General features: G+C 65.7%; 24 protein-coding genes, 2 tRNA genes and 1 pseudogene. 12 read left to right on the top strand and 15 right to left on the bottom strand.

Annotated elements, in window-relative coordinates; genetic code table 11:
• Positions 1-101 precede the first annotated feature (101 nt).
• Together tig and K7W41_RS18385 are read right to left on the bottom strand one after the other, a co-directional pair.
• Positions 102-1,442, bottom strand: a complete 1,341-nt coding sequence (tig, locus tag K7W41_RS18390; protein WP_224611692.1) for a trigger factor — start codon at positions 1,440-1,442, stop codon at positions 102-104.
• Between the two features lie 591 nt (positions 1,443-2,033).
• Positions 2,034-3,179, bottom strand: coding sequence for a hypothetical protein (locus K7W41_RS18385; RefSeq protein ID WP_224611687.1), 1,146 nt, complete (start codon positions 3,177-3,179; stop codon positions 2,034-2,036).
• 294 nt (positions 3,180-3,473) lie between these two features.
• On the opposite strand from K7W41_RS18385, the gene K7W41_RS18380 reads away from it, so the two are divergent.
• The 3 genes and pseudogenes from K7W41_RS18380 to K7W41_RS18370 all read left to right on the top strand — a co-directional run bounded on the left by K7W41_RS18380 (position 3,474) and on the right by K7W41_RS18370 (position 5,606).
• Positions 3,474-4,349, top strand: a complete 876-nt coding sequence (locus K7W41_RS18380; RefSeq protein WP_224611685.1) for a tyrosine-type recombinase/integrase — start codon at positions 3,474-3,476, stop codon at positions 4,347-4,349.
• Between the two features lie 97 nt (positions 4,350-4,446).
• Positions 4,447-4,509 (top strand): annotated as a pseudogene (locus K7W41_RS23815) (ribbon-helix-helix protein, CopG family); the annotation flags it as partial.
• Positions 4,510-5,321: 812 nt separating this feature from the next.
• Entirely contained in the window at positions 5,322-5,606 is a 285-nt protein-coding gene (locus K7W41_RS18370) for a hypothetical protein (RefSeq protein ID WP_224611683.1), read from the top strand.
• Between the two features lie 1,260 nt (positions 5,607-6,866).
• On the opposite strand, the gene K7W41_RS18365 is transcribed toward K7W41_RS18370, so the two are convergent.
• From K7W41_RS18365 to K7W41_RS18320, 10 genes are all read right to left on the bottom strand, one after another.
• Positions 6,867-7,046: a hypothetical protein gene (locus tag K7W41_RS18365; RefSeq protein ID WP_224611681.1), complete on the bottom strand. Its 180-nt coding sequence runs from the start codon at positions 7,044-7,046 to the stop codon at positions 6,867-6,869.
• Between the two features lie 71 nt (positions 7,047-7,117).
• Positions 7,118-7,465: a hypothetical protein gene (locus K7W41_RS18360; protein ID WP_224611680.1), complete on the bottom strand. Its 348-nt coding sequence runs from the start codon at positions 7,463-7,465 to the stop codon at positions 7,118-7,120.
• Positions 7,466-7,575: 110 nt separating this feature from the next.
• Positions 7,576-7,661: transfer RNA gene (locus tag K7W41_RS18355), tRNA-Leu, on the bottom strand.
• 62 nt (positions 7,662-7,723) lie between these two features.
• Positions 7,724-7,800: transfer RNA gene (locus K7W41_RS18350), tRNA-His, on the bottom strand.
• Between the two features lie 165 nt (positions 7,801-7,965).
• Positions 7,966-8,382, bottom strand: a complete 417-nt coding sequence (locus tag K7W41_RS18345) for a c-type cytochrome (protein WP_224611674.1) — start codon at positions 8,380-8,382, stop codon at positions 7,966-7,968.
• Positions 8,383-8,384: 2 nt separating this feature from the next.
• Complete coding sequence (locus K7W41_RS18340; protein WP_224611672.1) at positions 8,385-10,115, bottom strand: b(o/a)3-type cytochrome-c oxidase subunit 1; 1,731 nt, start codon at positions 10,113-10,115, stop codon at positions 8,385-8,387.
• 5 nt (positions 10,116-10,120) lie between these two features.
• Positions 10,121-10,696: a cupredoxin domain-containing protein gene (locus K7W41_RS18335; RefSeq protein ID WP_224611670.1), complete on the bottom strand. Its 576-nt coding sequence runs from the start codon at positions 10,694-10,696 to the stop codon at positions 10,121-10,123.
• 1 nt (position 10,697) lies between these two features.
• Positions 10,698-10,850 (bottom strand): cytochrome c oxidase subunit 2A, encoded by a 153-nt coding sequence (locus tag K7W41_RS18330; RefSeq protein WP_224611668.1) that lies wholly within the window; start codon positions 10,848-10,850, stop codon positions 10,698-10,700.
• A gap of 272 nt (positions 10,851-11,122) precedes the next feature.
• Positions 11,123-11,962 carry a DUF72 domain-containing protein gene (locus tag K7W41_RS18325; protein WP_224611667.1) on the bottom strand — a complete coding sequence of 280 codons (840 nt, stop codon included), beginning with the start codon at positions 11,960-11,962 and terminating at the stop codon, positions 11,123-11,125.
• 118 nt (positions 11,963-12,080) lie between these two features.
• Positions 12,081-12,506, bottom strand: a complete 426-nt coding sequence (locus K7W41_RS18320) for a response regulator (RefSeq protein WP_224611665.1) — start codon at positions 12,504-12,506, stop codon at positions 12,081-12,083.
• 434 nt (positions 12,507-12,940) lie between these two features.
• On the opposite strand from K7W41_RS18320, the gene hisF reads away from it, so the two are divergent.
• The 6 genes from hisF to K7W41_RS18290 all read left to right on the top strand — a co-directional run bounded on the left by hisF (position 12,941) and on the right by K7W41_RS18290 (position 17,907).
• Positions 12,941-13,741, top strand: a complete 801-nt coding sequence (gene hisF / locus K7W41_RS18315) for an imidazole glycerol phosphate synthase subunit HisF (protein WP_224611663.1) — start codon at positions 12,941-12,943, stop codon at positions 13,739-13,741.
• A 63-nt stretch (positions 13,742-13,804) separates the two neighbouring features.
• Entirely contained in the window at positions 13,805-14,470 is a 666-nt protein-coding gene (gene hisIE, locus K7W41_RS18310) for a bifunctional phosphoribosyl-AMP cyclohydrolase/phosphoribosyl-ATP diphosphatase HisIE (RefSeq protein ID WP_224611661.1), read from the top strand.
• Positions 14,471-14,840: 370 nt separating this feature from the next.
• On the top strand, positions 14,841-15,701 hold the full coding sequence (locus K7W41_RS18305; RefSeq protein ID WP_224611659.1) for a DUF4394 domain-containing protein: 861 nt from the start codon (positions 14,841-14,843) through the stop codon (positions 15,699-15,701).
• Positions 15,702-15,884: 183 nt separating this feature from the next.
• Positions 15,885-16,676, top strand: coding sequence for a phosphodiesterase (locus tag K7W41_RS18300; protein ID WP_224611658.1), 792 nt, complete (start codon positions 15,885-15,887; stop codon positions 16,674-16,676).
• Positions 16,673-17,230 carry a 5-formyltetrahydrofolate cyclo-ligase gene (locus K7W41_RS18295; RefSeq protein ID WP_224611735.1) on the top strand — a complete coding sequence of 186 codons (558 nt, stop codon included), beginning with the start codon at positions 16,673-16,675 and terminating at the stop codon, positions 17,228-17,230. Before K7W41_RS18300 ends, K7W41_RS18295 begins: the two co-directional genes overlap by 4 nt.
• Positions 17,227-17,907, top strand: a complete 681-nt coding sequence (locus tag K7W41_RS18290) for a lysoplasmalogenase family protein (protein ID WP_224611657.1) — start codon at positions 17,227-17,229, stop codon at positions 17,905-17,907. Before K7W41_RS18295 ends, K7W41_RS18290 begins: the two co-directional genes overlap by 4 nt.
• A 4-nt stretch (positions 17,908-17,911) precedes the next feature.
• Here the strand turns inward: K7W41_RS18290 and K7W41_RS18285 are convergent, their stop codons facing one another.
• Genes K7W41_RS18285 through K7W41_RS18275 form a run of 3 tightly spaced genes read right to left on the bottom strand, consistent with a single transcriptional unit; the run spans position 17,912 to position 19,763 of the window.
• A complete protein-coding gene (locus tag K7W41_RS18285) occupies positions 17,912-18,547 on the bottom strand; it encodes an SDR family NAD(P)-dependent oxidoreductase (protein WP_224611656.1) in 636 nt (211 codons plus the stop codon).
• 46 nt (positions 18,548-18,593) lie between these two features.
• Entirely contained in the window at positions 18,594-19,217 is a 624-nt protein-coding gene (locus tag K7W41_RS18280) for an NUDIX hydrolase (RefSeq protein WP_224611655.1), read from the bottom strand.
• 9 nt (positions 19,218-19,226) lie between these two features.
• Positions 19,227-19,763, bottom strand: coding sequence for a 2'-5' RNA ligase family protein (locus K7W41_RS18275; RefSeq protein WP_224611652.1), 537 nt, complete (start codon positions 19,761-19,763; stop codon positions 19,227-19,229).
• A 150-nt stretch (positions 19,764-19,913) separates the two neighbouring features.
• On the opposite strand from K7W41_RS18275, the gene gcvT reads away from it, so the two are divergent.
• The 3 genes from gcvT to gcvP all read left to right on the top strand — a co-directional run bounded on the left by gcvT (position 19,914) and on the right by gcvP (position 24,467).
• Complete coding sequence (gene gcvT, locus K7W41_RS18270; RefSeq protein ID WP_224611648.1) at positions 19,914-20,984, top strand: glycine cleavage system aminomethyltransferase GcvT; 1,071 nt, start codon at positions 19,914-19,916, stop codon at positions 20,982-20,984.
• Positions 20,985-21,090: 106 nt separating this feature from the next.
• A complete protein-coding gene (gene gcvH / locus K7W41_RS18265) occupies positions 21,091-21,453 on the top strand; it encodes a glycine cleavage system protein GcvH (protein WP_224611646.1) in 363 nt (120 codons plus the stop codon).
• Positions 21,454-21,572: 119 nt separating this feature from the next.
• On the top strand, positions 21,573-24,467 hold the full coding sequence (gene gcvP, locus K7W41_RS18260; protein WP_224611644.1) for an aminomethyl-transferring glycine dehydrogenase: 2,895 nt from the start codon (positions 21,573-21,575) through the stop codon (positions 24,465-24,467).
• Positions 24,468-24,650: the final 183 nt, after the last annotated feature.

Raw genomic sequence — 24,650 nt, 5'->3', positions numbered from 1 at the left:
GCTGCGCCCCGCCCCATGAGGGCGCCCCGCCCTGGTTCAGCGCCCAAACGGCCAGCGGGAACCGTGGCGTTCACGGTTCCCGCTGTGGCCCCTGCTGACCGTTATTCGGCGCTGGTGGCTTCGGTGCTTTCTTCAGTACCCTCGGCGCTGCTGGCTTGCTCGGTGCTGGCTTCCTCGGTGCTGGCCGGCTCGCCGCCCTGCTTCTGGGCGCCGCTCAGCTGGCTCATGGCCTGCTGCAGGCCCTTTTCACGCACGAGGCTGGTGTAGTAGGCGTTGATGCCGTTCGGGCCCAGCTGCTTGCTCAGCTCGGCGGGGCTCAGGCCGTTGGCCTGGGCCAGCGCGTTCATGGTCTGGTTGAACTCGGCGTCGCTGACCTGCACGTTCAGGTCCTCGGCCAGCTTCTCCAGCACCAGATCACGCTTCACGCGGGATTCAGCGTTCTTGCCCAGGTCGGCCATGAAGTCCTCAAGCTTGCCCTGCTCTTTCATGAAGCTCTCGTACTCGCTCCACTTCACGCCCTGGCGGCCCAGGTCGTCCTTGATTTCTTCGAGCATGCTCTCGCGGCGGCGGGTCAGCAGGGCCTGGGGAATGTCGGCTTCCATGCCGTCCATCAGGGCGGTGATGAATTCCTCGCGGCGCCCGGCCTCGCCTTCCTGCTGCGCGCGGCGCTCCAGTTCGGCCTTCAGATCGGTGCGCAGACGCTCTAGGGACTCGAAGTTCAGGCTGCTGGCGAACTCGTCGTTCAGCTCCTGCAGCTGCTTGGTCTTCACGTCCACGATCTTCACGGTGACCGTGTGCTCGGGGTGTTCGTGGTCACCGTGGGTGTGGGCGGGCACGGTGATCTGCACGGTGTCGCCCGCCTGCTTGCCCAGCAGCGCCTCGCGCACGTGGGGCTCGGCCACGTCGAGGTAGACGGGGTAGGTGCCGCCCTCTTCGCCCTCTTCCTCGATGGTCACCTGATCGCTGGCCTCAATGGGGCGCTCGGCGCTCTCGAAGGTGGCGTTGCGCTCGCGCAGGTCGCTGAGCGTGCGCTCCAGCACCTCGTCGGTGATTTCGGGGGCCTCGGCGCTGAGTTGCAGGCCGCTCCAGTCTGCCAGTTTGACTTCGGGGTAGGTTTCGCCCTTCACGGTGAATTCGAAGGACTGACCGCTCTGCAGGGCCTTGGGGTCAATGGTGGCGTCCACCAGGCTCAGCTTCAGCTCGCGGGCGGCCTGGGGGTAGTGGGTCTGCAGCAGGCGGTCACGCACTTCCTGCTCCACGTAGCCCTTGCCCACGCGGCCTTCAATCACCTTGCGCGGGGCCTTGCCGGGGCGGAAACCGGGCACGCGCACGTCGCGGGCCAGGCCAGCCCACACCTGGTCGTAGGCGCGGTTCACTTCGGCGGCGGGCACCGACACCTTGAATTCCACCTTGTTGCCTTCTCTGCTGATCAGCTCTGCCATTGGGTCTCCCGTCTGCACCTGGGTCCGGCGGCTTCGCGGCGCGCCCCGCCTGAGGGGGCTGTGCTGGGCGAACCGCCAGACGCGCAGGCGCCCGATCTTGATTCTGCCGTGTCGCGGCGCGCCTCCGCTGAGGGTGGGCACGCGACATGCCGCCGAGCATCATAGTGCATTTGCCCAGGGTCTGGGCGCGCGCCCTCACAGCGGCACCCGGGACCGCCGAGGCGACGCCCCGCAACGGTCCTGGGGCGAGCGAAGTGAGTGTCTGCGACAGAGGGCGGTTGGCGTGGGGTTGAGGGACTGGTCTTTGATCCTGGGGTGCCACTGGCTGCCGCTGTCAGACATCCGGCGCCGGGCAAGCCGCGAGGGCGAGGGGCGCGTGCATATCCCCCTGGCACACCGACCAGGGGGTTTACCGCTGAGGGTCATACGGGACTCCTCTGGCCGCTTGGAAAGAGCGCAGGGGTGCTGCTCCATCGCCGGAGCCCCGTCTGTTCCCCTGTTCGCTCTTCTGCGGAGCGCTCCGAGTCTACGAGGCAACGCTGAGCTCACCCCTCGCCTTCGGCTCACCTGAGGGCCGTACCAGCCCTGTGCTCAGCGCTCCTGCACGGCGCTGCAGGCGCCCGCCTCCTCAATGTCTGCGTCCGCATTCTTCCCGTACAGGGCGTCGCCGCTCATCTTGTCCGGGGCAATGGTGCCCAGCTGGTCAATGCGGCATCCGAAAATCCGGCCGTCATCGGCAAAGATGGCCAGCACGGCGCTCGTGGGGGTGATCTTGAGCAGCATCTCGCCGGGAATGGCTCCGGAGACTCGCCCTTGCCACAGGTCGCCCTCGGCCTTCAGGCTGCCCTTCCAGCTGCCCAGCGGGGTGGTGACCGTCCAGGTGTCGCCGTCCCGGGGCGCCAGGGGCCACGAGGGCCGGACAGCCACCACGCGGCTGGCCAGCGCAGAGGCCGGCCCCTGCGCCGCGCTGCACTGGCCCAGCGAACGCTCGCTTTTCATGTCGTAGGCGGTGCCGGTGAGCACGGCCCCGCTGGCCCCTGCGCGCTCAATGACGCACAGCTGCTCGGCCGTTTGCGACACCACCATGAAGGTCAAATTCGTAGTGTCGGCCACCGCACCCAGCACGGCAGGCGGCGTGCGCGAGATGATGCCCGAGAGGTTTTCTGGCTGGCCCTCCAGGGTCGCCGTCACTGTGCCACTGGGCATCTTGACACTCCAGGTCTGCCCCGCTGCCAGCCGGTAGGGCCAGCTTGGCGCGCTGGTGTTGGCGGGGGCCGCGCGGCCCTGCAGCTGCCCGGTGCAGGTGCCGCGCGCCTCGCCAGGGCCATCGGTCTTGGCGAAGAACGACAGTTTGCCGCTGTACACGGGCCCCGCACCCCTTTCCAGACGACACGCCCAGTAGCCACCGCCGGGCTGAGGCGTCAGCAAGGACCAGAGCGTCTTGTCGTTTGACAGCACCAGCCAGCCCTTCTGGGTGCCGCGCGGGGTGCCCACCTGCAGTTCGCGGTCACCGTCGCTGTCGAGCTTGCCGGCGGTTGCGGTCCAGGTCTCCCCGGCCGCCGAGAAGATCCAGGTCTGGCCCTCGGCGGTGGCCGGCGGCCAACTGGCCCCGCTCTGGGCCGAGGCCGCCGTGCTCAGGGCAGCCACGGCGCGCAGCAAGGCGCCCGCCAGCAGACGGGCCACGGCGGCGCGGCGCGGTGAGCGGCGTGTGGGCTGGGCGCGTACGGTGGTGGTCATGGGTCCACCGTACGGACACGCCAGGACACTTGGCGGGACACTTGAGGCAAGCGGCCCGCCGGAGGACGGGCAGCACGCCCCCAGCGCACCCAAACAGCGAACAAGCACCAGGCCACCCGGTGCTTGTTCGCGCTGTGGTGCGAGGAAAGGGACTTGAACCCTCACTCCCTACGGGAACCAGATCCTAAGTCTGGTGCGTCTCCTCTGGGACACATTCCCAGCTCAGCGCCACATTTCACCCCCTGCGACCTACCACGCCTCACGTAGTCTGCTGCGCTTACCAGGAGCACAGCCATGAACGTTCAGGAAGCAATCTCAGAGTTTCAGCGTGAGCACAAGGCCAGAGGAAGCACCCCACGCACGGTGAAGTGGTACGGCGAAACACTCTCCCGGCTTTTGCGTGAAGACCTCGCAACGCCTATTGGAGCCCTGACACCCTTCGCTCTCTCAAGGGCCGTGAACGTGGCAGCAGAGCGTGGGGTGAAGGCAGCTACCCTTGCCAACTACGACAGGGCTTTACGGGGCTTCACAGCGTGGCTACATGGGGTGGAACTTCTACCACGCGACCTGATGAAAGGCAGGAAACGTCCCCAGGTCCGATGGCAGCTACGCCAAGTGGCGACCTCTGAGGAACTACGCAAGCTCTTTGAAGTTGCCCGGAGGGACAAACGCTACGCAGAACGAAACTGCGCCATCCTCGCTTTGCTGGCTGGCTCAGGCTTGCGCGCTGGTGAGGTTGCCACGCTGCGTCTTGTGGACGTGGACTGGCAAGACAGCGCCGTGAAGGTGTCAGGAAAGACAGGCACACGCCTTGTCCCGTTAGACCGAACCACGCTGCGCTTGCTGAGGCGTTACGTCACTCACTCCCGGCGTGGGAATCACCCCAACGTTTTCCTCTTCAACTCACGGCCCATCACAGGCCGAACACTCACACTGCTCCTCACCCGAATGAGCAAGCGTGCCGGGTTTGATCGGCACATTACGCCCCACTTGCTCAGGCATACGGCAGCCACGGTCTACCTTCGGAATGGTGGAGACGTGGCAAGCCTGAGGCGCATCCTCGGACATTCCACGCTGGCGACCACGGCTCTCTATCTCCACTTGGTGCCAGAAGACTTACAAAACAAACTGGAACGCTTCTCCCCTCTTGCATCTGCTGGCGTGAAATAAATCGTCGTAATGTGGACGTATGCAAAAGAACATTCGTTGCGAGTTCAAGCTAGACAAAGACACACACTCCATTCTGCACATGCTGGCGCTCTAGAACGGTCAATCCATCTCTGAAGCCATTCGACAGGCCATTCGCGCTGCCTATAAAGCCACTCGATAACCTCTCTGCACAGGGAGGTTTTATTTTTGGATCAAGGTACGGAGAAAAGTCGTTCTAAACTGGTTGACAGGAATCGGACATCTACCGATTACCGGAGGTAAACGCATGTCTAGATCGCAGAAAAAGATAGCCGTAGACAGTCAACGATTACTGCTGAACGTCGCCTCAAATCTTCAGCACTGATAGCTTGAATAGGCAGAGATAAAGTTGCGAAGCGCAGCGAAATTCCTCTCCGTTCAGGCACAAAAGGATTAGCGTCCCACGAATGAAGATCTATTCGGATTCTGGAAAGCTGCGCTTAGAGAGTGCGCACAGTTGATCTGGGAAGGGAAATACCAACAAAGCGCAGAACGTATAGAGACTGTGGCCGATTAGATCAGCGCATACCGGAGCAAGGCATGAACTTAGAGAATGCCTACAGTGCAGCACACACCCTCTCCTTACCTGGGTTCACAAGATCACCAGATTGGTTCAAGCGCTCCACTGAGTAGAAGTTGTGGCAACTAAGGGAACATTTACTCACGCACCGTGACGATATTTCCACGCGCCGTGAAATTGAAAGGCTTGCATGTCTCTCATAGCGTACCGAGACGCAACGGAGGGAAACCGAGGATTTAGCCAGAGCTACAGCGAAGTTCCTTCAATAGTTCGAGATGGGATTTACTACAGGCGACGTGGAAACACTACAGACCATCCCAGCAATGCAGAAAGAGTTACGCAAGCGTCATAGATAGGCAGGAAGTGCAGAACGCTTCAACTTTGACCAACCCACGGGGGAAGTCATAGAGCGCTGCGCTCGATAGATTCTGACAATGGCCGGAGACATGGGCCTTATTCCAGACGTGACGGCGTGGGCAAGTCGCCTGGATGAGCGCTCCACGCGAGACTTCACAGTCACCCTGGCAGGTGTGGGAGACATTGACGGCGATGTCAAAACTACGTTCGGTGAAAATGTGGTTCTGGAAATGAAGACACCCACGCACCCTGAGGGATGGTTTCTCCGTATGCCTGAAGGTGAACACATCCTCTCAGCACGCTTCGGAATGGATGGCGTGGAGATTCTGTGGATACCTGTAGATGCCTTGAGGCGTCTTTAGCCTACTGGTTAGCCCTGGTACGTCATGAACCGGAACACTGATCGACACGGGAACGCAGATATTTCAGATGGGAAAGGAGGAACTATCAACCTTCTTTCTCCTTCCAGGCTCAAGAGTCTGAATGAGGTAGTTGATTTAACCCCGGCGTGGAAAGAAGCTGCCTCCCGTGAACTGCTGACCTAACTGGACACCCGTTCTTGTGACATCGGCGCTGCGCTAAGTTTAGCAATCAAAAGAACCACGCGAGCGCATTGGAACACATTGGACTGGACAGTTTTGTCTAGTATGCATCTATTCATTTGCTATATTCATCTGCATACTCGAATTAGAATAAGGCAACGCATAGACAGAGTTGTCCAGCAGCAAAACATAGCAAGTCTGAAGCAGTGGCGTTTTTTTAATAGAGAGACACGACGAACTCGGGGGGTGGGGGTATCGAATTCCCAGTAATTTAAGTGGGGGTGGGGAGGACAGAGGAGGGTATCTTTTTATTATCCCCAGAAAATATTCAATCAAATCAAAGTTGCTTTTCCCCAGGAGACACATATCCCAGCGCAGGCATAGGCATAAGCAAGGCTCGCATTTTTCAGAACACACAGGCTACTCCTACCACGCGCACCGAAACCGAAACCACCCATGAACCAATTTACACCAATCTCCAGCGAAGGATTCCCAGCCATGAGCAATAAGTAGATCAACGATTATTCCTTAAGTGGCACACCCGGTATAATCAAATGCTGCGCCTATCCCCAAGAGCGATACTTGTCGAGCGAAATGTTTAAGGCTTACGAGACTGCCATGCTCTCGTGGCTTGGGAAGAAACTGATTCGCAAAGGCTACAACGATCAGCCCATTCCCACACTCGACCTCTTGCTGCACCACACATGCTTTAAGTGTGGCGCATATGCAAGAGAACAATCCAAACTCCCCGGCGTGGGACATCGAGCGTTTTGCATTCGCTGTGACATTCAATTGAACGAGATAGCGTTGACGCACATGGGCCTGTCTAATGCCGGAGATCTGTTGACGGCCTACATCATGCGTATGGCCCCTGAGCACATCAGGGATTACAAGCACTACCTACCCCGTACCACTGAGGCTCAGGCAGCAGACTTTGCGTCCAGCATTCCTAGACACTTGGACTAAGCTCGCTCCTGGCTCTTATCTAACAGGTATTAGGTAAGAGAAAAAGGAAGCTCAGCAACTGAGCTCAAGGCATGAAGAAACCCGGCTCTAAGGCCGGGTTCTCTCGTTCGTCTCTCAGGCTTTCAAGGCCTGCACAGCAACGGAGGCTTCCGGTTGCCTGAGCCTTTCCACGTCTGCCAGTAGGCATCTCACCGTCTCAGCGTGGAACTCAAGTGAGTACCTTCCCTCTGCGAAGTTAGCAAGAGTGTCATAAAAGACTTCCAGCAACTCCATAAGCTTTTGCTCTTTTGTCATAGGGTCATGATATTTGATGGCTCATTACGTGCAAATCCGTAAAGCAACTGGTAAACTACGTAACACATCTACTATTTGCTGGCCTTGAGGCATTGTGTCACGTACTGGGAAATGATTTGACTTTGACTATTACCCATTGACACAACGACATAATCTTTCCACACGCTCCCAGAGAAGAGAGCAAGGATGGAACCAACTTTAGGGAGAGAGGTGAAAGTAATCAGCTCATTAGAGCCAAAAGGCGTGCCAGTCATGATCTTAAGCAGAGCGTACCTAACATCACCCCCAGGCAGGTGCAGGACGCTATACGGCTGGCAGCGCTCATCGTCAGCGATGAAATAGCCTCCGTTGAACGGCTGGGCATGTGAAAGACCGAGACTCAGCAATAAGACTGGCACTGCCCTGGTCAGTTGTCGCATACCCCCAGGGTACAAGGCGTCCAAAAGGAGCCACGCGCCTGTCTGGTGCCGTTATGATGGCTTCAGCGTAGCGCGTGCTCCGTGGATATGACCGTCTAGGACGGTATTTGTGGTGCGAGGAAAGGGACTTGAACCCTCACTCCCTACGGGAACCAGATCCTAAGTCTGGTGCGTCTACCAATTCCGCCATCCCCGCACGTTGTGTTGACTGCCTACTGAAAAGACTCGGCCCCGGGCATGCGCCTGGGGCCGGGTGTCTGGGGTGGATTATGGGATTTGAACCCACGACCTCCGCTTCCACAGAGCGGCGCTCTAACCGGCTGAGCTAAACCCACCACGCGCCCACGTCTTGCAGGCCCACACAGCTTAGAGGGGGCGGGCCAGGGTGTCAATCCCGGCCCGCTGGCCCCTGGCCATTTGGCGGAGTGAGCCGCGTGCCCGCACGCCAGCGGCGCCGCCTGCCCACAGCTGGGCAGGGCGGCGCCGCGAGTGCCGCCGCACTACTTCAAGGTCTTCACGTAGGCCTGAATGGCGGCGATCTGGGCGTCGGTGGCAGGGGCGCCGTCCAGGCCGGTCTGGGCAAAGCGGGGCATCACGGTGCCCAGGGTGCGGCCACTGGGGTGTTGGCCGTTCAGCACCGCCTCACGGAAGTCGGCCGCCGTCCAGGCCTTTGTGTCGGCCAGCCCGGGGCCCACGCCCCCTTCAGCCTGGGCGCCGTGGCAACCCGCGCAGTTGCCCGCGTACAGGGCCTGCCCGTCGGGGGTGGTGGTCGCCGCCGCCGCCGCGACCGTCACCTCGCCCCCGGCCCCCGAGAGCCGCCCCCCGGCCTGGTAGGCGCCCAGCCCCAGCACCGTGCCCAGCACCAGAAACGTCACGAAGCCTGCCACCTGCTTGCCGCTGTAAAACTCGCCGCTCACGCTTACCACAACCTCTGGCCGGGCACGAACTGGTAGCTCGCCAGCATGGGCCCAATCACCGGGGCGTACACCAGAATCACCAGCAGCAGCGAGGCCACGGTGAGGGCCAGCAGGGGCTCGGTGCGGCGCACCAGGGTGCTGGCGCTGGCCAGCTGCTCGCCGGCCGCGCTGATCGCGTCGCTGTAAGGAATGGGGGTGCTTTCGGGGTCGTCCACCCGGGGCGAGAGGAGGGTCCTGAACAGCACCCCGAAGAAGAAGATCGCCGCCACGAACAGCACCATGCCGCTCACGGCCGTCATCAGCTTGGGCAGGGCAATGTTCATGCCGTCGTACACCGCCTGCTGGGCGGCGGCGCTCACCTGCGCGCGCCGGGGCACGCCCGCCAGCCCCTGCCAGTGCATGCCCACCGCAAAGAGCATCATGCCGCCGAACCACAGCCACACCGAGGCCAGCGCCGCGCGGGGCCACGCCAGCCGCTTGCCGGTCAGGTGCGGAAGGAGCCAGAACACCAGGCCCATGAAGGTGAGGGTGGTGGCGGTGCCCACCGTGATGTGAAAGTGCCCGGGAATCCAGGCGGTGTTGTGCACCACGGGCGAGAAGGCCATTGAGGCGTTCACGATGCCGCCCGCGCCGCCAAAGATGAACGAGATCATGGCCAGGACCTGCGCGGTCATGGAGGCGTTGCCCCAGGGCAGGCGCGTGACCCAGCCAAAGAGACCGCGCCCGCCGCGCGCCCGCGCCGAGTCTTCCAGCGCCGCGCCCACCGAAAAGGCCGTGAGCAGGCTGGGCACCGCCACCAGGAAGGTCAGGAACATGTGAATGACCTTCCAGCTGCTCTGCACGTTGGGGTCGGCGTACTGGTGGTGCAGGCCCACTGGCACGCTGAAAATCAGGAACAGGGTGAAGGCCAGCCGGGCCAGCCCCTCGCTGGCGATGCGGCCCCCCGCCTGCCGGGGCAAGAAGGCGTACCACGAGATATAGGCGGGCAGCAGCCAGAAGTACACGATGGGGTGCCCGGTCCACCAGAACAGCGTGCGGGCCAGCAGCGGGTCCACCCCGCGCGTGAGGCCCAGCGACCAGGGAATCAGCATGACCACGACTTCCACGACCAAGCCCAGCGAGGCCACGCCCCACATCAGCCACGTCGCCACGCTCATGTAGGCCACCAGCGGGGTCACGCGGCCGGGGTTGGCGCGTTTCCAGCCTACCCACAGCAGCACCACCTGCGCCGCCACCAGCAGGCTGGCCGCCACCATCACGGCCGCGCCGATGTAAAAGACGGGGCTGCCCTCCAACGGCGGGTAAAAGGTGTACAGCACGGTGGCGTTGTTGGTGAGCAGCGGCACGGCGGCCGTCAGCAGCCCGGCCGTCATCATCAGGTAGGTGAACCACGCAAAGCGCATGTTGGGGCGCACCCGCAGGTCACGCGCGGGCAGGTACAGCATCCAGCCGCTGATAAAGAACTGCGTGAACACCAGGGCGTTGAGCACGCCGTGCAGGGTCAGGCCCTGGTAGTAAGACTTGATCAGGTTTTTCAGCAGCGGGTAATCGTAGAGGTTGATGCCGCCGTAGTTCAGCGCCTGCAAGGGGCCCAGCATGACCCCAATGAACAGCGCCAGAAAGGCGGTGACGATGTAGTACTGGGTCAGCTTCTTCAGGCTGGCCAGGGTGGCCGCGTCCAGCGCCGAGGGGGCAGACCCCACCGCAGGCTGCGGGGCAGGAATGGTGGTCACAGGGCTTACTCCTTGGCCGCCGGGGCGGGCGGCTCGACCAGAAAACGGGTCATCATGTTGTGGTGGCCCAGGCCGCAGTACTCGTTGCAGATGACGTGCTGCTCGCCGGGATGACGAAAGGTGACGGTCAGACTGGCCACGTGGCCGGGCAGCAGTTCCACATTCACGTTCGTGCCGGTGATCTGAAAGCCGTGGGCGACATCGGTGGCGGTCACGTGCAGGGTGATGGGGCGCCCAGCGGGCAGGCGCAGCACCGCCGGCTGAAAGGTGAAGTTCCCGGCCACGATGTAGGCGTCCAGGGTGCCCTGGTCATTGACCACCGGCTGCCCCGCCTCATCCACCACCAGGCCGGGCTTGGCAAAGGGCGTGGCGGCGAGCTTGGCCGGGTCTATTCGGCCCTTGGTTGCGGCCATGCTGTGGCCGCCGCCCTGCGCGCTGAGGGTGGGGTACGTGCCGCTGAGCAAACTGCCCAGCACGCCCACGAACAGCAGCACGGTCATAACCACCGCAATGCCGAGCCAGATGCGCTCGTAGCGTTCCAGGGCGTGGTGGTCCAGGCGCGGGACAGGCGCGCGGGACATCTCAGGCCCGTCCCTGGAAAATGCCCAGCACCAGCAGCCACAACGTGGAAATGCTGAGCAGCAGCACGGCAATCACCATCAGGGTACCGCGCGGGGGCGCGGTGCGCTCTGGGGGGGCTTCGTGGGGGTGAGGCTCGTGGGGCGGGCGGCTCATGACCGTCCCTCCCGGCCCGGGTGCGTGGCCTGTGTCCGTTCAAGAATCCGCATGAACAACCTCCATGCGGCGAGCCTCGTGCCGGGACGTTACGGGGGCATTACGGGCGCAGGGCATGGGGAGGTGGGCGGCGTGGCTGGGGTGCCCAGCATTGGACAAGCATCTGGCTTCAGGCCAGACCCGGAGGCACCCAGCCGCTGCTGCCCTTCCTCTGAACTTCCCGTGACGTTCAAAGTGTTGATGGGGCAAGTGTGCCGGTCCGGCCTGCCGCTCTACAGCAGTCGGCCCTGATCGGCCGAGCGCGCCGCCGGGTCCGGCGTGGCCACCGGCACCCCGTGGGCGTTCAGGGCCTCGCGCAGCATGGGAATGTTTTTCAGGGCATGCCCCTTGGTGGTGTTCTCAAAGAAGATGTACAGCTCGGAAAGGTCCTCGGCCACCAGGGCAATTTTCTGGGCCCACTCTTCCATCTCGGCGCGGCTGTAGCGGTAGTCGTGGCGCTCGGCCGCGCTCTGGCCTTCCCACCAGCTGCCCGCATTGCGCCCATGCAGGCGCAGGTAACCCACATCGCCCGTGGCGTGCAGCTGCGGTTCGGGCAGGCCGCCCACTGGCGGATAATCGGGGCTCACCCAGATCAGGCCGCGCTCGGCCATGCCTTCGCGCACCTCGGGGCGGTCCCAGTCGGCACCGCGCAGTTCCACGGCCAGTTCGTGGCCGGTAAAGCGCTCGGCCAGGGCCTGCAGGTACTTGCGGTTCTCGGCGGTGCGGTGAAACGAATAGGGAAACTGCGCCAGATACGGGCCCATCACGCCCGCCTCGCGCAGCGGCTGGGGGCTTTGCAGCATGCGGTCAAAGTCGGCGTCGGTGGGGGCGCGGTCATGGGTAAAGACCTTGTTCAGCTTGACCGCAAACCGGGTCTGGGCACCGCTTTTGCGCACCATGCCCTCAAAGGCCTTCAGACCCGGAATGCCGTAAAAGGAACTGTTCAGCTCTACAGCGTCGAAGTGCGCGGCGTAGGTGGCGAGATAGTCGTCCTTGCGTACGCCCTCATACAGCAGGCCCGGCTCGGCCCAGTCCTCGTTGGTGTAGCCCCCACAGCCGATGTACACACGCATACGGCCAGGGTAAGCGCCCCTGGCCGCCTGGAGCGCGAAGTCTGAAGATTTCCGTCACGCATGGGCAGAGGTGGCGCGCTGGGGACGTACGGCCGCCAGTTGGCACACCCCGGGCAGCCTAATGGGTGCGCGGGCGGCGGTTTAAGGTGGTCCAGAAGGCCTGAATGGTGCGCAGGGCCTCGCGGAACTGGGTAAAGTCCAGCGGCTTGACCACGTAGCCGCTGGCCCCGTGGGCGTAGCACTCGTGGATGTCGCGGCCCTCGCCGCTGGTGGTGAGCATCACCACTGGCAGGCCCTGCAGGCCAGACTCGGCGCGGATGGCGTCCAGCACAGCCAGTCCGTCCATCTGGGGCATTTTCAGGTCCAGCAGCACCAGGTCTGGCAGGGTGCCGGCCGCGCGGGCCTCGCGCAGCAGCTGCAGCGCCTGTACCCCGCTGGACGCCACCAGCACCTCGGCGCGCTCCGGCGCGTCGTCCAGGGCCGTCAGGGCCAGCTCAATGTCGTGGTGGTTGTCGTCAACAAGCAGGATGCGGTGGGTGTTCACAGTGCCCCCAGGTGCAGGTGAGACCGAATCCAGAAACGGGCCACAGATGTGGCGGCTGGGCCCCACCGCACAGGAGAGAAAGAGAGAAGAAGACGCTGGGAGAACGATGAGCACGGAGCAAGCGAAGAACCTTCGACTTGACCTGGGGCAGACACACGAACCAGTGACACCGGGCCACCAGTGACCCACAGTTTAACAAAATTCCGTGAGAAGACCTTAAAGATCCCCTTATCCAAGCACCTCACGCCGCCCAGGGCAACGCTTCAAAGCAGCGCAGAAACGTTCCTATTTCTCGGGGCAAGGCACTTTGTTCGCTCTGCTCGCTTGTGCTCAAGATCAACAGCAGGGGACTGGGCGTGGGCGGGCCCGTGGCGATCACGCTGTTCTCGACAGGGTCCGCGCCGCTTCTGGGCGCGGCGCGTAGACTGGCGCGCATGTTGACCAAGCGCATCATTCCCTGCCTGGACGTGCAAAACGGGCGGGTGGTGAAGAACGTTCGCTTTTTTGAAAACCACCGCGACGCCGGCGACCCCCTGGCGCTGGCCCAGGCCTACGAGGCGCAGCAGGCCGATGAACTGGTGTTCTACGACATCACCGCCACCCATGAAGGCCGCAGCCTGATGCTGGACGTGGCCGCCCGGGTGGCCGAGCAGGTGATGATGCCCCTGACGGTGGGCGGCGGGGTCAATGGGCTGCCGGACTTCCGGCAACTGCTGCTGGCGGGCGCCGACAAGATCAGCGTGAACAGCGGCGCGCTCAGCCGCCCCGAGCTGATCCGCGAGGCCAGCGACCACCACGGCGCGCAGTGCGTGATGCTGAGTATTGACGCCAAGCGCCGCCCAGAGGGGGGCTGGAACGTGTTCCGCGCGGGCGGCCGGGTGGACACCGGCCTGGACCTGATTGAGTGGGCGGTGCGCGGACAGGCGCTGGGCGCGGGCGAAATCTGCCTGAACGTGATGGACGCCGACGGCACCCGCGCCGGCTTTGATCTGGAGGCCACGCGGGCGGTGGCCCGCGCGGTGGACCTGCCGGTGATCGCCTCCGGGGGGGCCGGGAAACTGGAAGACTTCCGCGACGTGCTGCGCGGCGGGGACCAGGGCGGCCACGCCGACGCCGCCCTGGCCGCCAGCGTGTTTCACTTTGGCGAACTGACCGTGCCGCAGGTGAAGGCGTACCTGAAAGGCGAGGGCCTGGCCGTGCGGCCGGAATGGGGAACGGGGCGTGGACAGTGGTAAGTGGGCCGGCGCGTTGTGCCACTGCCCACGCCCCCCTCATCACCCCCTGCCCGGAGGGCCCCCATGACCACTGACCTGCCCAGCACCCTGACCTTTGACCCCCAGACCGGCCTGATTCCGGTCGTGACCCAGGACGCCCGCACCGGCGCGGTGCTGATGCAGGCGTGGGCCGACCGCGCGGCGGTGCAGCGCACCCTGGACACCCGCGAAGCCACCTACTACTCGCGCAGCCGCCGCGAGCAGTGGATCAAGGGCCAGACCAGCGGCCACACCCAGCGCGTCGTGAGCGTGCAAGCCGACTGCGACGGCGACAGCCTGCTGTACCGCGTGGAGCAGACCGGCCCGGCCTGCCACACCGGGGCCTACAGCTGTTACCACCAGCCGCTGCTGGCAGGCGACGACCCCGGCAGCGGCCTGGACGGCACCCTGGAGCGGGTGTACGCCACCATTGCCGAGCGGCTGGCCACCCTGCCCGAAAACAGTTACGTGGCCCGGCTGCACGCGGGCGGCCTGGACCGGGTGCTGAAAAAGATCAGCGAGGAAGCGGGCGAGGTGCTGCTGGCCGCCAAAAATGGGGACCGCGCCGAACTGGCCACCGAAGCCGCCGACCTGCTGTTTCACCTGCTGTTCGCCCTGGCCGAAGTGGGCGTGGGCCCAGCAGAGGTGGCCGCCGTGCTGCAGGCCCGCGAGGGCAAAACCGGCCTGAAAGGCCCTAAAGAGGTGGGCTGAGCAGAACTGCCCCCCAGTGCCGAGGGTGGAGAACGCAGAGGGGTTAAGGGTGTGGACTCTCAAGCCCTCCCGGGCGACCAAAGCGGGCGGCCAGAGCAGACAGCGGCGCCGGGGCCGCCTGAGTGGTTGCCGGGTGGATCTGCCCTATTCAGAACAGACTGCTGTTCGTCTGCAGTGCCGTCCAAGTCCAAATCACAAACATCCAGACTTGACGGCCGCCGGCTGAGGGCCTCCCCGGGCAGCACAAGCATAAAGAAGGCATGAACGGCGGGGCTGATCCACCGTTCCCTGTGCCGCTTACCCCTGATCAGGAGTGCCCCGGCCACCTGAGGAAGGGTCTGGGCCCTCCCCCACCTCAGGAGGGACCCCTATGAAATACGCTGCGCCCCTTGCCGTGCTGTCTTCGCTCGTTCTGGCTGCCTGCAATCCGCCGGTGACCCCGGCCGCCCCCAGCGGTCAGGTGGTCTACGGCCTGGGTGCCGGGGGCCAGCTGGTCAGCTTTGGCCTGGACAATGCCAACGCCAGTCTGCGCACCATGCCCATTACCGGGCTGGGCAACGGCGAAACGCTGGTGGACCTGGACCTGCGCAACACCGACAACATGCTCTACGCCATGTCCAGCGCCGGGAATGTCTACCGCCTGAGCATGACGGGCGCCGCCACCCGCGACAGCGCGGCCCTGGGCGACGCCGCCGTGGCGATGGACTTCAACCCGGTCGCCAACCGCCTGCGGGTGCTGGGCACCGCTGACCGCAATTACCGCCTGACCCTGGCGAGCGCGCCGGTCCCGGGCACCTCGCCCGCCGGGACGGTCACCAACGACGGCACCTTCGCCTACGTAACGGCCACCCCCAACCCCAATCTGGTGGCGGCGGCCTACACGAATTCGTTCAACAACAGCGCCAGCGGCACGGTGAACGCAGGCACCACCACCGAACTGTTTTCCATTGACGCCGACACCGATGCCCTGGTGCTTCACAGCAACAACCCGACAGGCCCGGCCGGCAACTTCAGCCTGCTGACCACGCGCGGCGCGCTGGGCGTGGACGCCATGCCCGGCATGACCGGCTTTGATATCGCTGGGGCCAGCAGCGCTTACCTCAGCACCAGCGCTGCGGGCAGTGGCAGCACGGCGTTCTATACCGTGGACCTGGGCACGGGCCGGGCCACGCTGAAGACCACGGTGGGCGTGGGCCTCAAGAGCTTTGCGCTGGGCCTGAACCCGCAGTAAAGCCGCTTGCCCCAAGCCCCGCGTTCCCGCGCCAGGAACGCGGGGCTTGGTCTGGAGGGGCGCAGCTGTGCTCGCGTGCCCGGGGACTTCCTGCCACAATGAAGGCCTTCATCCCCCGGCAAGCGCTCCTTCTTCCCTTCTGCGCGCCTGCTCCGTCTTCTCCCCCCACGAGGTCCCCCTCCCATGTTCATCGCCCAGCTTAGTGACACGCATGTGGACACCGCCCAGCCGCACAAGGCCGAGGCGCTGCGCCGCGCCGTGGCTTTTCTGACCACCCTGCCCCGCACCCCCGACGCCGTACTGATCACCGGCGACTGCACCGAGCACGGCCTTCCTGAAGAGTACGAGACGTTCCAGGCCGCGCTCTCGCCGCTGACCATGCCGGTATACGTGGTGCCCGGCAACCACGACGACCGCGCCCAGATGCTGGCGCGCTTTCCGCTGCCGGGCGAAGGGCTGAGCGGCTTCCTGCAGTACGCCGTGGAGGACCGGCCGCTGCGCCTGATCGGGCTGGACACCCACTGGCCGGGGCAGGGGGCGGGGCAGCTGTGCGCCGCGCGCCTGGCGTGGCTGGATGAGGTGCTGGCCCAGGCGCCAGAGCGCCCCACGCTGCTGTTCATGCACCACCCGCCCATCCAGAGCGGCCTGCAGGTGATGGACGCTATTGGCCTGCGGGGGCGCGCGGAACTGTGCGAGGTGGTGCAGCGCCACCCCCAGGTGGTGCGGGTGCTGGCCGGGCACGTTCATATGCCGCTCACCGCTGGCTTTGCCCACACCACGGTCATGACCTGCCCCGGCACCGACGCCACCTTTCAGCCGGACTGGGCGCAACCCCACAAGCTGGTGATCCAGTACCAGCCGCCCCTGGCCCTGCTGCACCACTGGCAGGAGGGCGCGGGGCTGGTCTCCTTTACGGCCGCCCCCGAACGCGCCCCCTGGGTGACCCTGCACGACGGCCAGCGGTGGGCGGGCTGAGGCCCCTTCTGCAGGCCCCCAAACCCGAATGGCGGCGCTGGGCGCGCGAGGTTCGGGCCGGGCTTCCCGACCGGTCCGGGGCGATCACCGCGCACTTGCGCGCCTTTTTACGATCCCACGGCGCCCGGCGCGTGCTGGCCTACCGCGCGCTGGCAGGCGAGCCCGACCTTGCTGCGCTGGCGGACGAGTTTGAGCTGCTGACCCCCCGCGCCCGCTTTCGCCCGCAGCCCCACCTGACCCTGCACCCCTGGCACACGGCCACCGAGCCCAGCCGCTTTGGCGCCCTGCAACCCCCAGCCGATGCGCCGCAGGTGCCGCTGGACACAGTGGACGCCGCGCTGCTGCCCGCCCTGGCCTACGACCGCGCCGGCGTGCGCCTGGGCTACGGCGGCGGCTTTTATGACCGCCTGCTGCCCGGTTTCGCGGGCCTGACGGTGGGCGTGATCCCGGCGGCGCTGCTGGTGCCCGCGCTGCCCCGGGACCCCCACGACTGCCCGGTGGCGTGGCTGGCCACCGAGGACGGCGTGCAGCCCGCCGGGCGGGGCAGGGCATGAGCCGCTGGCCCTTTCGCCTGGGTGCCGCCGCCACGGTGGCGGCGGGCATGGCCGACCACCCCCGCGCCCACCAGGCCGCCGAAACCAGCCTGATCCTGGCCCTGATGACCGAGGTCCTGGCCCAGGCCCCGGCACGGTCACGCACCGATACCGCCCTGCTGCTGGCGGCCCTGGGGGCGTCGGGCCTGGGTGGGCTGCACATTGCCACGGCCACGCACCTGCCGGACCCCCAGGGGTATCCCACTGGTTTCCGGCGCGGCGCAGCGTGGTACGCGCTGGCCCAGACGGCGTATCTCGGTCTGCTGTGGCGTCACGGGGCCCGGCCGCACGCGGGCGCGTGGCCCCTGCGCCTGGGGGCCGCTGGGCTGGGCCTGGGCCTGCTGCTGCGGCACGACCGCGCCAGCCTGCCCACGCTCAGCGGTTACGGCACGCTCCTCTCCGGCATGGCGCTCCTGGCCGCCGACCCCCGGCTGGCCCCGGCGGCGGGCCGCGCCCTGCGGGTGGGCGGCTGGCTGTTCGTGGCCTCGGACCTGCTGATTCTGGTGCGGCGCTACCTGCTGCGAGGCCGCCTGAGCCGCGCCCTGGCCGAAGGGCTGATGCTGGCCCTGTATGCCGGGGCCCAGCGCCGACTGGTGGACGGGCTGCTGGAACTCACGCGCCGGGAACGGGAAAGCTAGTCGCTCAGCCCTCCACGCGCAGTTCGGCCTGCGCTGGCCCGGCCCGGTCCGCCACGATGGCCTGCGCGACCGCTTCGGGGGCCAGCGCCCCCTTGGGTGCCCGCCCCACCTGGGCCCACAGCCCCGTGTCCACCGCTGGCGGCAGCACCACCGTCAGGCCCAGGCCCCGGTGTTCCAGCCGGGCGATATCGGCGGCGCGGGCCAGGGCGGCCTTGCTGGCGGCGTACTGGGCAAACCCGCGCGCCGTGACCAGTTCGGGGCGGGCACCCAGCAGGTACACGCGCCCGCCCGGGTTCAGGTGCCCCAGGCCGTGCTTGAGGACCCACAGCGCCCCAAAATAATTGGCGTTCCACACCGCGCGCACCTGGGCGGGATCGGCCCCGGCCAGCGGTTCGGGGTGGGCGGCTCCAGCGGCGTAGACCAGGGTGTCCACCGGCGCCGCCAGCCCTTCAAACAGCGCCCGCACATGGCTCTCGTAGCCCAGGTCGGCGCCTTTGGCATGCGCGCCCAGCTCGCCCGCCAGCGCCGACAGGCGCGCTTCGTCCCGCCCGGACAGCGTCAGCGAAGCCCCCGCCTGGGCAAACGCCCGCGCGGTGGCCGCGCCGATCCCACCCGTCGCCCCGACAATCAGCACGTTCATTCCGTCAGTGAAGCCCTTTCCGGCGCGGCAGACGGTAGGCGGGCGTTCAGTCCACGTCCACCCCCAGCGCGGGGTGCCGGGCCAGTTCGGCGGCGCGCTGGACCTGCTGGGGCAGGTTGCGGCTCAGGCTCAGGGGCGGCAGGGCATCCAGGGGGAAAAAGCCGCTGTCGGTGGTTTCGAGGTTGGCGGCGTGCCCGCCGTCTTCTGGCCCGGTCAGCTCGCAATGCAAAAAGAGCTTGTACACCGCCCACAGGTCCGGCGGGTGGGGATGCTGGGCCTTGTCCAGCACAGCCAGCAGGCGCAGGGCACGCACCTGTCGCCCCGTTTCCTCCCAGACCTCGCGCACCGCGATCTGGCGCGGGCTCTCGCCGGGGTCGGCCCAGCCGCCGGGCAGGCTCCAGCGGCCATCGGCGGCCTCGCGGGTCAGCAGCACCTCGCCCCGGGCGTTCAGAACCACGGCGCGCACGTCCACCTTGGGGGTCAGGTAGCCTTCCTCCACCCGCAGCAGGGCCGCCACCTCGGCGGGGGCCTGCCCGGTCTGCTCGGCCAGCAACTCGGCGGTCAGGTCGCGCAGGCGCTCGAAGCGCTGGCGGTCGTAGGGGTCGCGGGTGTAGGTCAGCCCGGCCTGGGCAATGGACTGCAACTCGCGGAGCTGGGCCAGGGTGGGCATGGGGTGACTCTACCTGCCCCCCAGCGGCCACGCCTCCACCGGAAGGTAAACGGCGCCGGGCCCGGCCTTGCGCAGCCAGACCAGTTCGGTGGCCGTGAAGGTGAGCGGCTGGGCCTCCAGATCGGCAAAGGTGGCCTGCGCGGCGGCCAGCAGCGCCCTCAGGTCCACCCCCCGCCGCCCCAGCGCCACCGACAGGTGCGGCATCATCCCCGGGCCTTCATAGCCGAAGCGTTCGGCAGGGTTCAGGGCGGCCAGCAGCGCCAGGTGCAAGCCCACCGCCTCTGGACTGTTCACCTGTAGGTACAGCGCCGTCCCGTTGCGAAAGAGGCGCGGCCCGGCGATAGAGAGGGCCACCGACGAGACCTGTGCGGCCACCGCCCGCGCCTGGGGCACCCATGCCAGGGCCTCGCCCAGCCCGCTGCGCGCCTTGACCGTGACATGCGGGGTAGCGGCGGCGTCCCGAATGCCGTGCGCGGCCCGGAAGGCCACGACCTGCTCCGCCAGTGCGGGTGGGGGCAACAGGGCCAGGAGGTGAGACGAACTCATGCCCACCCGGCCCAGACCCGCAGGTCAGACCAAAAAGGAGCAGAATCGCCCTGCCAAACGGCCTTTTTTGGCTGTCCCATACACCCCTCTCTCCCCTCTTTCGTCCAAACCCCCCGGACGGCTGACCACCTGTTCCGCTACGATTTTCCCATGACCGACACCCCCACCGAGCCGCTGAAGCGGACGCCGCTGCACGCCGCGCACCTGCGCGCCGGGGCCCGCATGGTGCCTTTTGGCGGCTGGGACATGCCGGTGCAGTACAGCGGCCTGAAGGCCGAGCACGAGGCCGTGCGCAAAGGCGCCGGGGTCTTTGACGTGTCGCACATGGGCGAATTCCGCGTGACGGGCCCCGGCGCCCTGGCCTTCTTGCAAAGCGTGACGACCAACGACGTGAGCAAGCTGAAGCCCGGCCGCGCCCAGTACAACTGGCTGCCCGGCGTGCAGGGCGGGCTGGTGGACGACATTTACATCTACATGGTCCGTGACGGCGAATACCTGATGGTGGTGAACGCCAGCAACATCGCCAAGGACTGGGCCCACCTCAGCGCCCACACGGCGGGCTTTGAGGTGCAGCTGACCGATGAATCCGACCGCTGGGGCCTGTTGGCCGTCCAGGGCCCGAAAGCCGCGGAACTGCTGCAACCCCATGTGGACGTGGACCTGAGCGCCAAGAAGAAAAACGCCTACTTTGCGGCCAAGCTCTTTGGCTTTGACGTCATGCTGGCCCGCACCGGCTACACCGGCGAGGACGGCTTTGAGGTGTTCGTGGACGCCAGCGAGGCCGAAACCGTCTGGGACAAGCTGCTGGGCATTGGCCTGACCCCCGCTGGCCTGGGCGCCCGCGACACGCTGCGGCTGGAAGCCGGTTTCCCACTCTACGGCCACGAATTCAGCGACACCATCCATCCCCTGTCCAGCACCTACAGCTGGGTGGTCAAGGACAAGGCCCATGTGGGCCGCGAGCACATCAGCCTCGCGCCGGCGCACAAGCTGATTGGCCTGAAGCTGGAGCGCGTGCCCGTGCGCGAAGGCTACCCGGTGAAGGTGGCCGGGCAGGTCGTGGGCCACGTGACCAGCGGCACCAGCAGCCCCACCCTGGGCCACCCCATTGCGATGGCGCTGGTGGAGGCCGCCTACGCCACCGCCGAGACCTTTGAAGTCGAAGTGCGCGGTAAGGATCACCCGGCGACGCGCATGGACCTGCCATTTTACAAAGGGTAAGTGGGAAGTGGTCAGTGGTGAGTGGAGACCACACCGCAGGACCACCCACTGACCACTGTCCACTCACCACTTACAGTGAACCGAATTCCCCACAGGAGAACCTGATATGACCAACACCCCCTCTGACCTGAAATACGCCGCCTCGCACGAATGGCTCTCCGCAGACGGCACCGTGGGCATCACCGACTTCGCGCAGGAGCAGCTGGGCGACGTGGTGTACGTCGAGTTGCCCGAAGTGGGCCGCGTGGTGGAGGCTGGCGAGACGATTGCGGTGGTCGAGAGCGTGAAGACGGCCAGCGACATCTACGCCCCGGCCAGCGGCACCGTGGTCGCCGTGAACGACGCCCTGACCGGCAGCCCCGAACTGGTAAACAGCGCCCCCTACGAGGGCGGCTGGCTGTTCAAGCTGGACGTGACGGGCGAGGGCGACCTGATGGACGCCGAAGCCTACGCCAGCGCGAACGGCTGACAGAGGCTGTGAGCCATGAACTTTGAGCCTTGGGGCCGTGCGCCCACAGGCTCCTTTGTTCTGCCGCCTTTTCCTCATGGCTCATGGCCCACAGCCCAGAGCCCCTCCCAGGAGTCCCCATGACCCCCAATCACCCGAGAACCCCCCTGACCGACCTGCTGCAAACCGCTGACTTCACCGACCGCCATATTGGCCCCACCGACGCTGAACAGGCCCAGATGCTGTCTGTGCTGGGCGTGGGCAGTCTGGATGAACTGAGCGACTCCACGCTGCCGGAAAGCATCCGTTTTGACGGCGCGCTGAACGTGGGCGGCCCCGTGACCGAAGCGCAGGCGCTGGCCGACCTGAAGGCCGTAGCGCAGAAGAACAAGGTCTTCCGCTCGTACATTGGCATGGGCTACCACGGCACGCACACGCCCGGCGTGATCCTGCGCAACCTGCTGGAAAACCCCGGCTGGTACACCGCCTACACCCCCTACCAGGCCGAGATTTCGCAGGGCCGCCTGGAAATGCTGCTGAACTTCCAGCAGACGATCATGGACCTGACCGCCATGCCGGTGTGCAATGCCAGCCTGCTGGACGAGGCCACCGCCGCCGCCGAGGCCATGACCCTCGCCAAGCGCGCGGGCAAGAGCAAGGGCAACACCCTGTATGTAGCCCAGGACGTGCACCCCCAGACGCTGGACGTGATCCGCACCCGCGCCGAATACTTTGGCTACGACGTGGTGACGGGCCCCGCCGACGCGGAGCTGCCCGAGGGCACCTTTGCCGCCCTGGTGCAGACCCCCGGCACCTTCGGTGAGCTGCACGACCTCTCCCCCATTGCCGAGCGGGTGCACGCGGCGGGGGGCCTGCTGATTGCGGCCACCGACCTGCTGGCGAGCGCCGTGGTGAAACCCGTGGGCGAGATGGGCGCCGACATCGTGATTGGCAGCGCCCAGCGCTTTGGCGTGCCCATGGGCTTTGGTGGGCCGCACGCGGCGTTCCTGGCCTGCCAGAAGGCGTTCGAGCGCTCCATGCCCGGCCGCGTGATCGGCGTGAGCAAGGACGCGCGCGGGCACACGGCTTACCGCATGGCGATGCAGACCCGCGAGCAGCACATCCGCCGCGAAAAGGCCACCAGCAACATCTGCACCGCGCAGGCGCTGCTGGCGAACATGGCGGCTGCGTATGCCGTGTACCACGGGCCCAAGGGCATTCGGACGATTGCGGAGCGTGTGAATGTGCTGACAGGCATTCTCGCCCGCTTTATGACAGAGGCTGGGGTTGAGGTCGTCAATCAGAACTTCTTCGACACCCTGTCTTTCAAGGGCGACAGCGCCGCCATCCGCAGCCGTGCAGAAGCCAAAGGCATCAACCTCCGCTACGAGGGCGAGCTGGTATCGGTGAGCCTGGATGAAACCACCACACCTGCCGATGTGGAAGACCTGATTGAAGTTATTGCTGGAACTCGCCAGAACGACAACGGCCAGGAATTCAAGGTGCTCTCGGAGTACCAGCACAAGTTTGTGGACGGCATTCCCGCCCCCCTGAAGCGCACCACGGAGTACCTGACACACCCCGTGTTCAACACGCACCACAGCGAGCACGGCATGCTGCGCTACCTCAAGTCCCTGGAAAACAAGGACTACAGCCTGACGCACGGCATGATTCCCCTGGGCTCGTGCACCATGAAGCTGAACGCCACCACGGAAATGATTCCGGTGACGTGGCCCGAGTTCGGACAGCTGCACCCCTTTGCCCCCGCCGACCAGACCGAAGGCTACGCCGAGATGCTGGCGGAACTGGAAGCGTGGCTGGCCGACATTACCGGCTACGACGCCGTGTCCCTGCAACCCAACAGCGGCGCCCAGGGCGAATACGCGGGCCTGCTGGTGATCCGCAAGTACCACGAGGCGCGCGGCGAAGCGCACCGCACCGTCTGCCTGATTCCCGCCAGCGCCCACGGCACCAACCCCGCCAGCGCCGCCATGATGGGCATGCAGGTGGTCGTGGTGAAAACGGACGCCGACGGCAACATCGACATGGACGACCTGAAGGCGCAGGCGGAAAAGCACAGCGCCAACCTGGGCGCCCTGATGATCACGTACCCCTCCACCCACGGCGTGTACGAGGAGCGCGTGACCGAGGCCTGCGAGCTGATTCACCAGCACGGCGGGCAGGTGTACCTGGACGGCGCGAACATGAATGCCCAGGTGGGGCTGACCAAGCCCGGCCTGATCGGCAGTGACGTGAGCCACCTGAACCTGCACAAGACCTTCGCCATTCCCCACGGGGGCGGCGGCCCCGGCATGGGCCCCATTGGCGTGAAGGCGCACCTCGCGCCCTACCTGCCCAACCACGTCGTGCGTGCGGTCAACGAGAGCGAGACCGGCGCTGTGAGTGCGGCGCCCTACGGCAGCGCCAGCATCCTGCCCATCTCGTACCTGTACATTCGCCTGCTGGGCGCGCAGGGCCTGAAAAAGGCCACGCAGGTGGCGCTGCTGAACGCCAACTACATTGCCCAGGGCCTGAAAGGCGCCTACCCCGTGCTGTACACCGGGCGCAATGACCGCGTGGCGCACGAGTGCATCATTGACCTGCGCCCGCTCAAAGCGTCCACGGGCATCACCGAGGAAGATGTGGCCAAGCGCCTGATGGACTACGGCTTCCACGCCCCCACCATGAGCTTCCCGGTGCCCGGCACCCTGATGATCGAGCCCACCGAGAGCGAGCCCAAGGCCGAGCTGGACCGCTTTATTCAGGCCATGCTGGGCATTCGCCGCGAGATTCAGGACGTGCAGGACGAACTGATCGCCGCTGGGGACAGCCCGCTGAAGCACGCGCCGCACACCCAGGCCGACCTGATGGACGAGGCGTGGAACCGAGCGTACAGCCGCGAAACGGCGGCCTACCCCACGGGCACGCAGAAGGCGTGGAAGTACTGGCCCGCCGTGAACCGCGTGGACAACGTGTACGGCGATAGGAATTTCGTGTGCTCCTGCCCGCCGGTGGAGGACTACGTCGAGGCGTAAACCACCCCAAGACCTTAACCCTGCAACGGTTCCTCAGTTTGGGAGCCGTTGTTTTTCGTTGTGGCCTGCCGCACGCCAAGGGGCAGCCTTTAACAGGCCCTGAGCGTTCTCTCGTGGGGCGGCCAGTTTTTTGAGGACGCCGTCAATCTGCTCCCCCTCCGCTTTTCACCCGCCACACCGATC

This window comes from Deinococcus multiflagellatus (assembly GCF_020166415.1).
GTDB classification, from domain to species: Bacteria; Deinococcota; Deinococci; order Deinococcales; family Deinococcaceae; genus Deinococcus; species Deinococcus multiflagellatus.
This window is presented reverse-complemented; position numbering and strand designations above follow the sequence as displayed.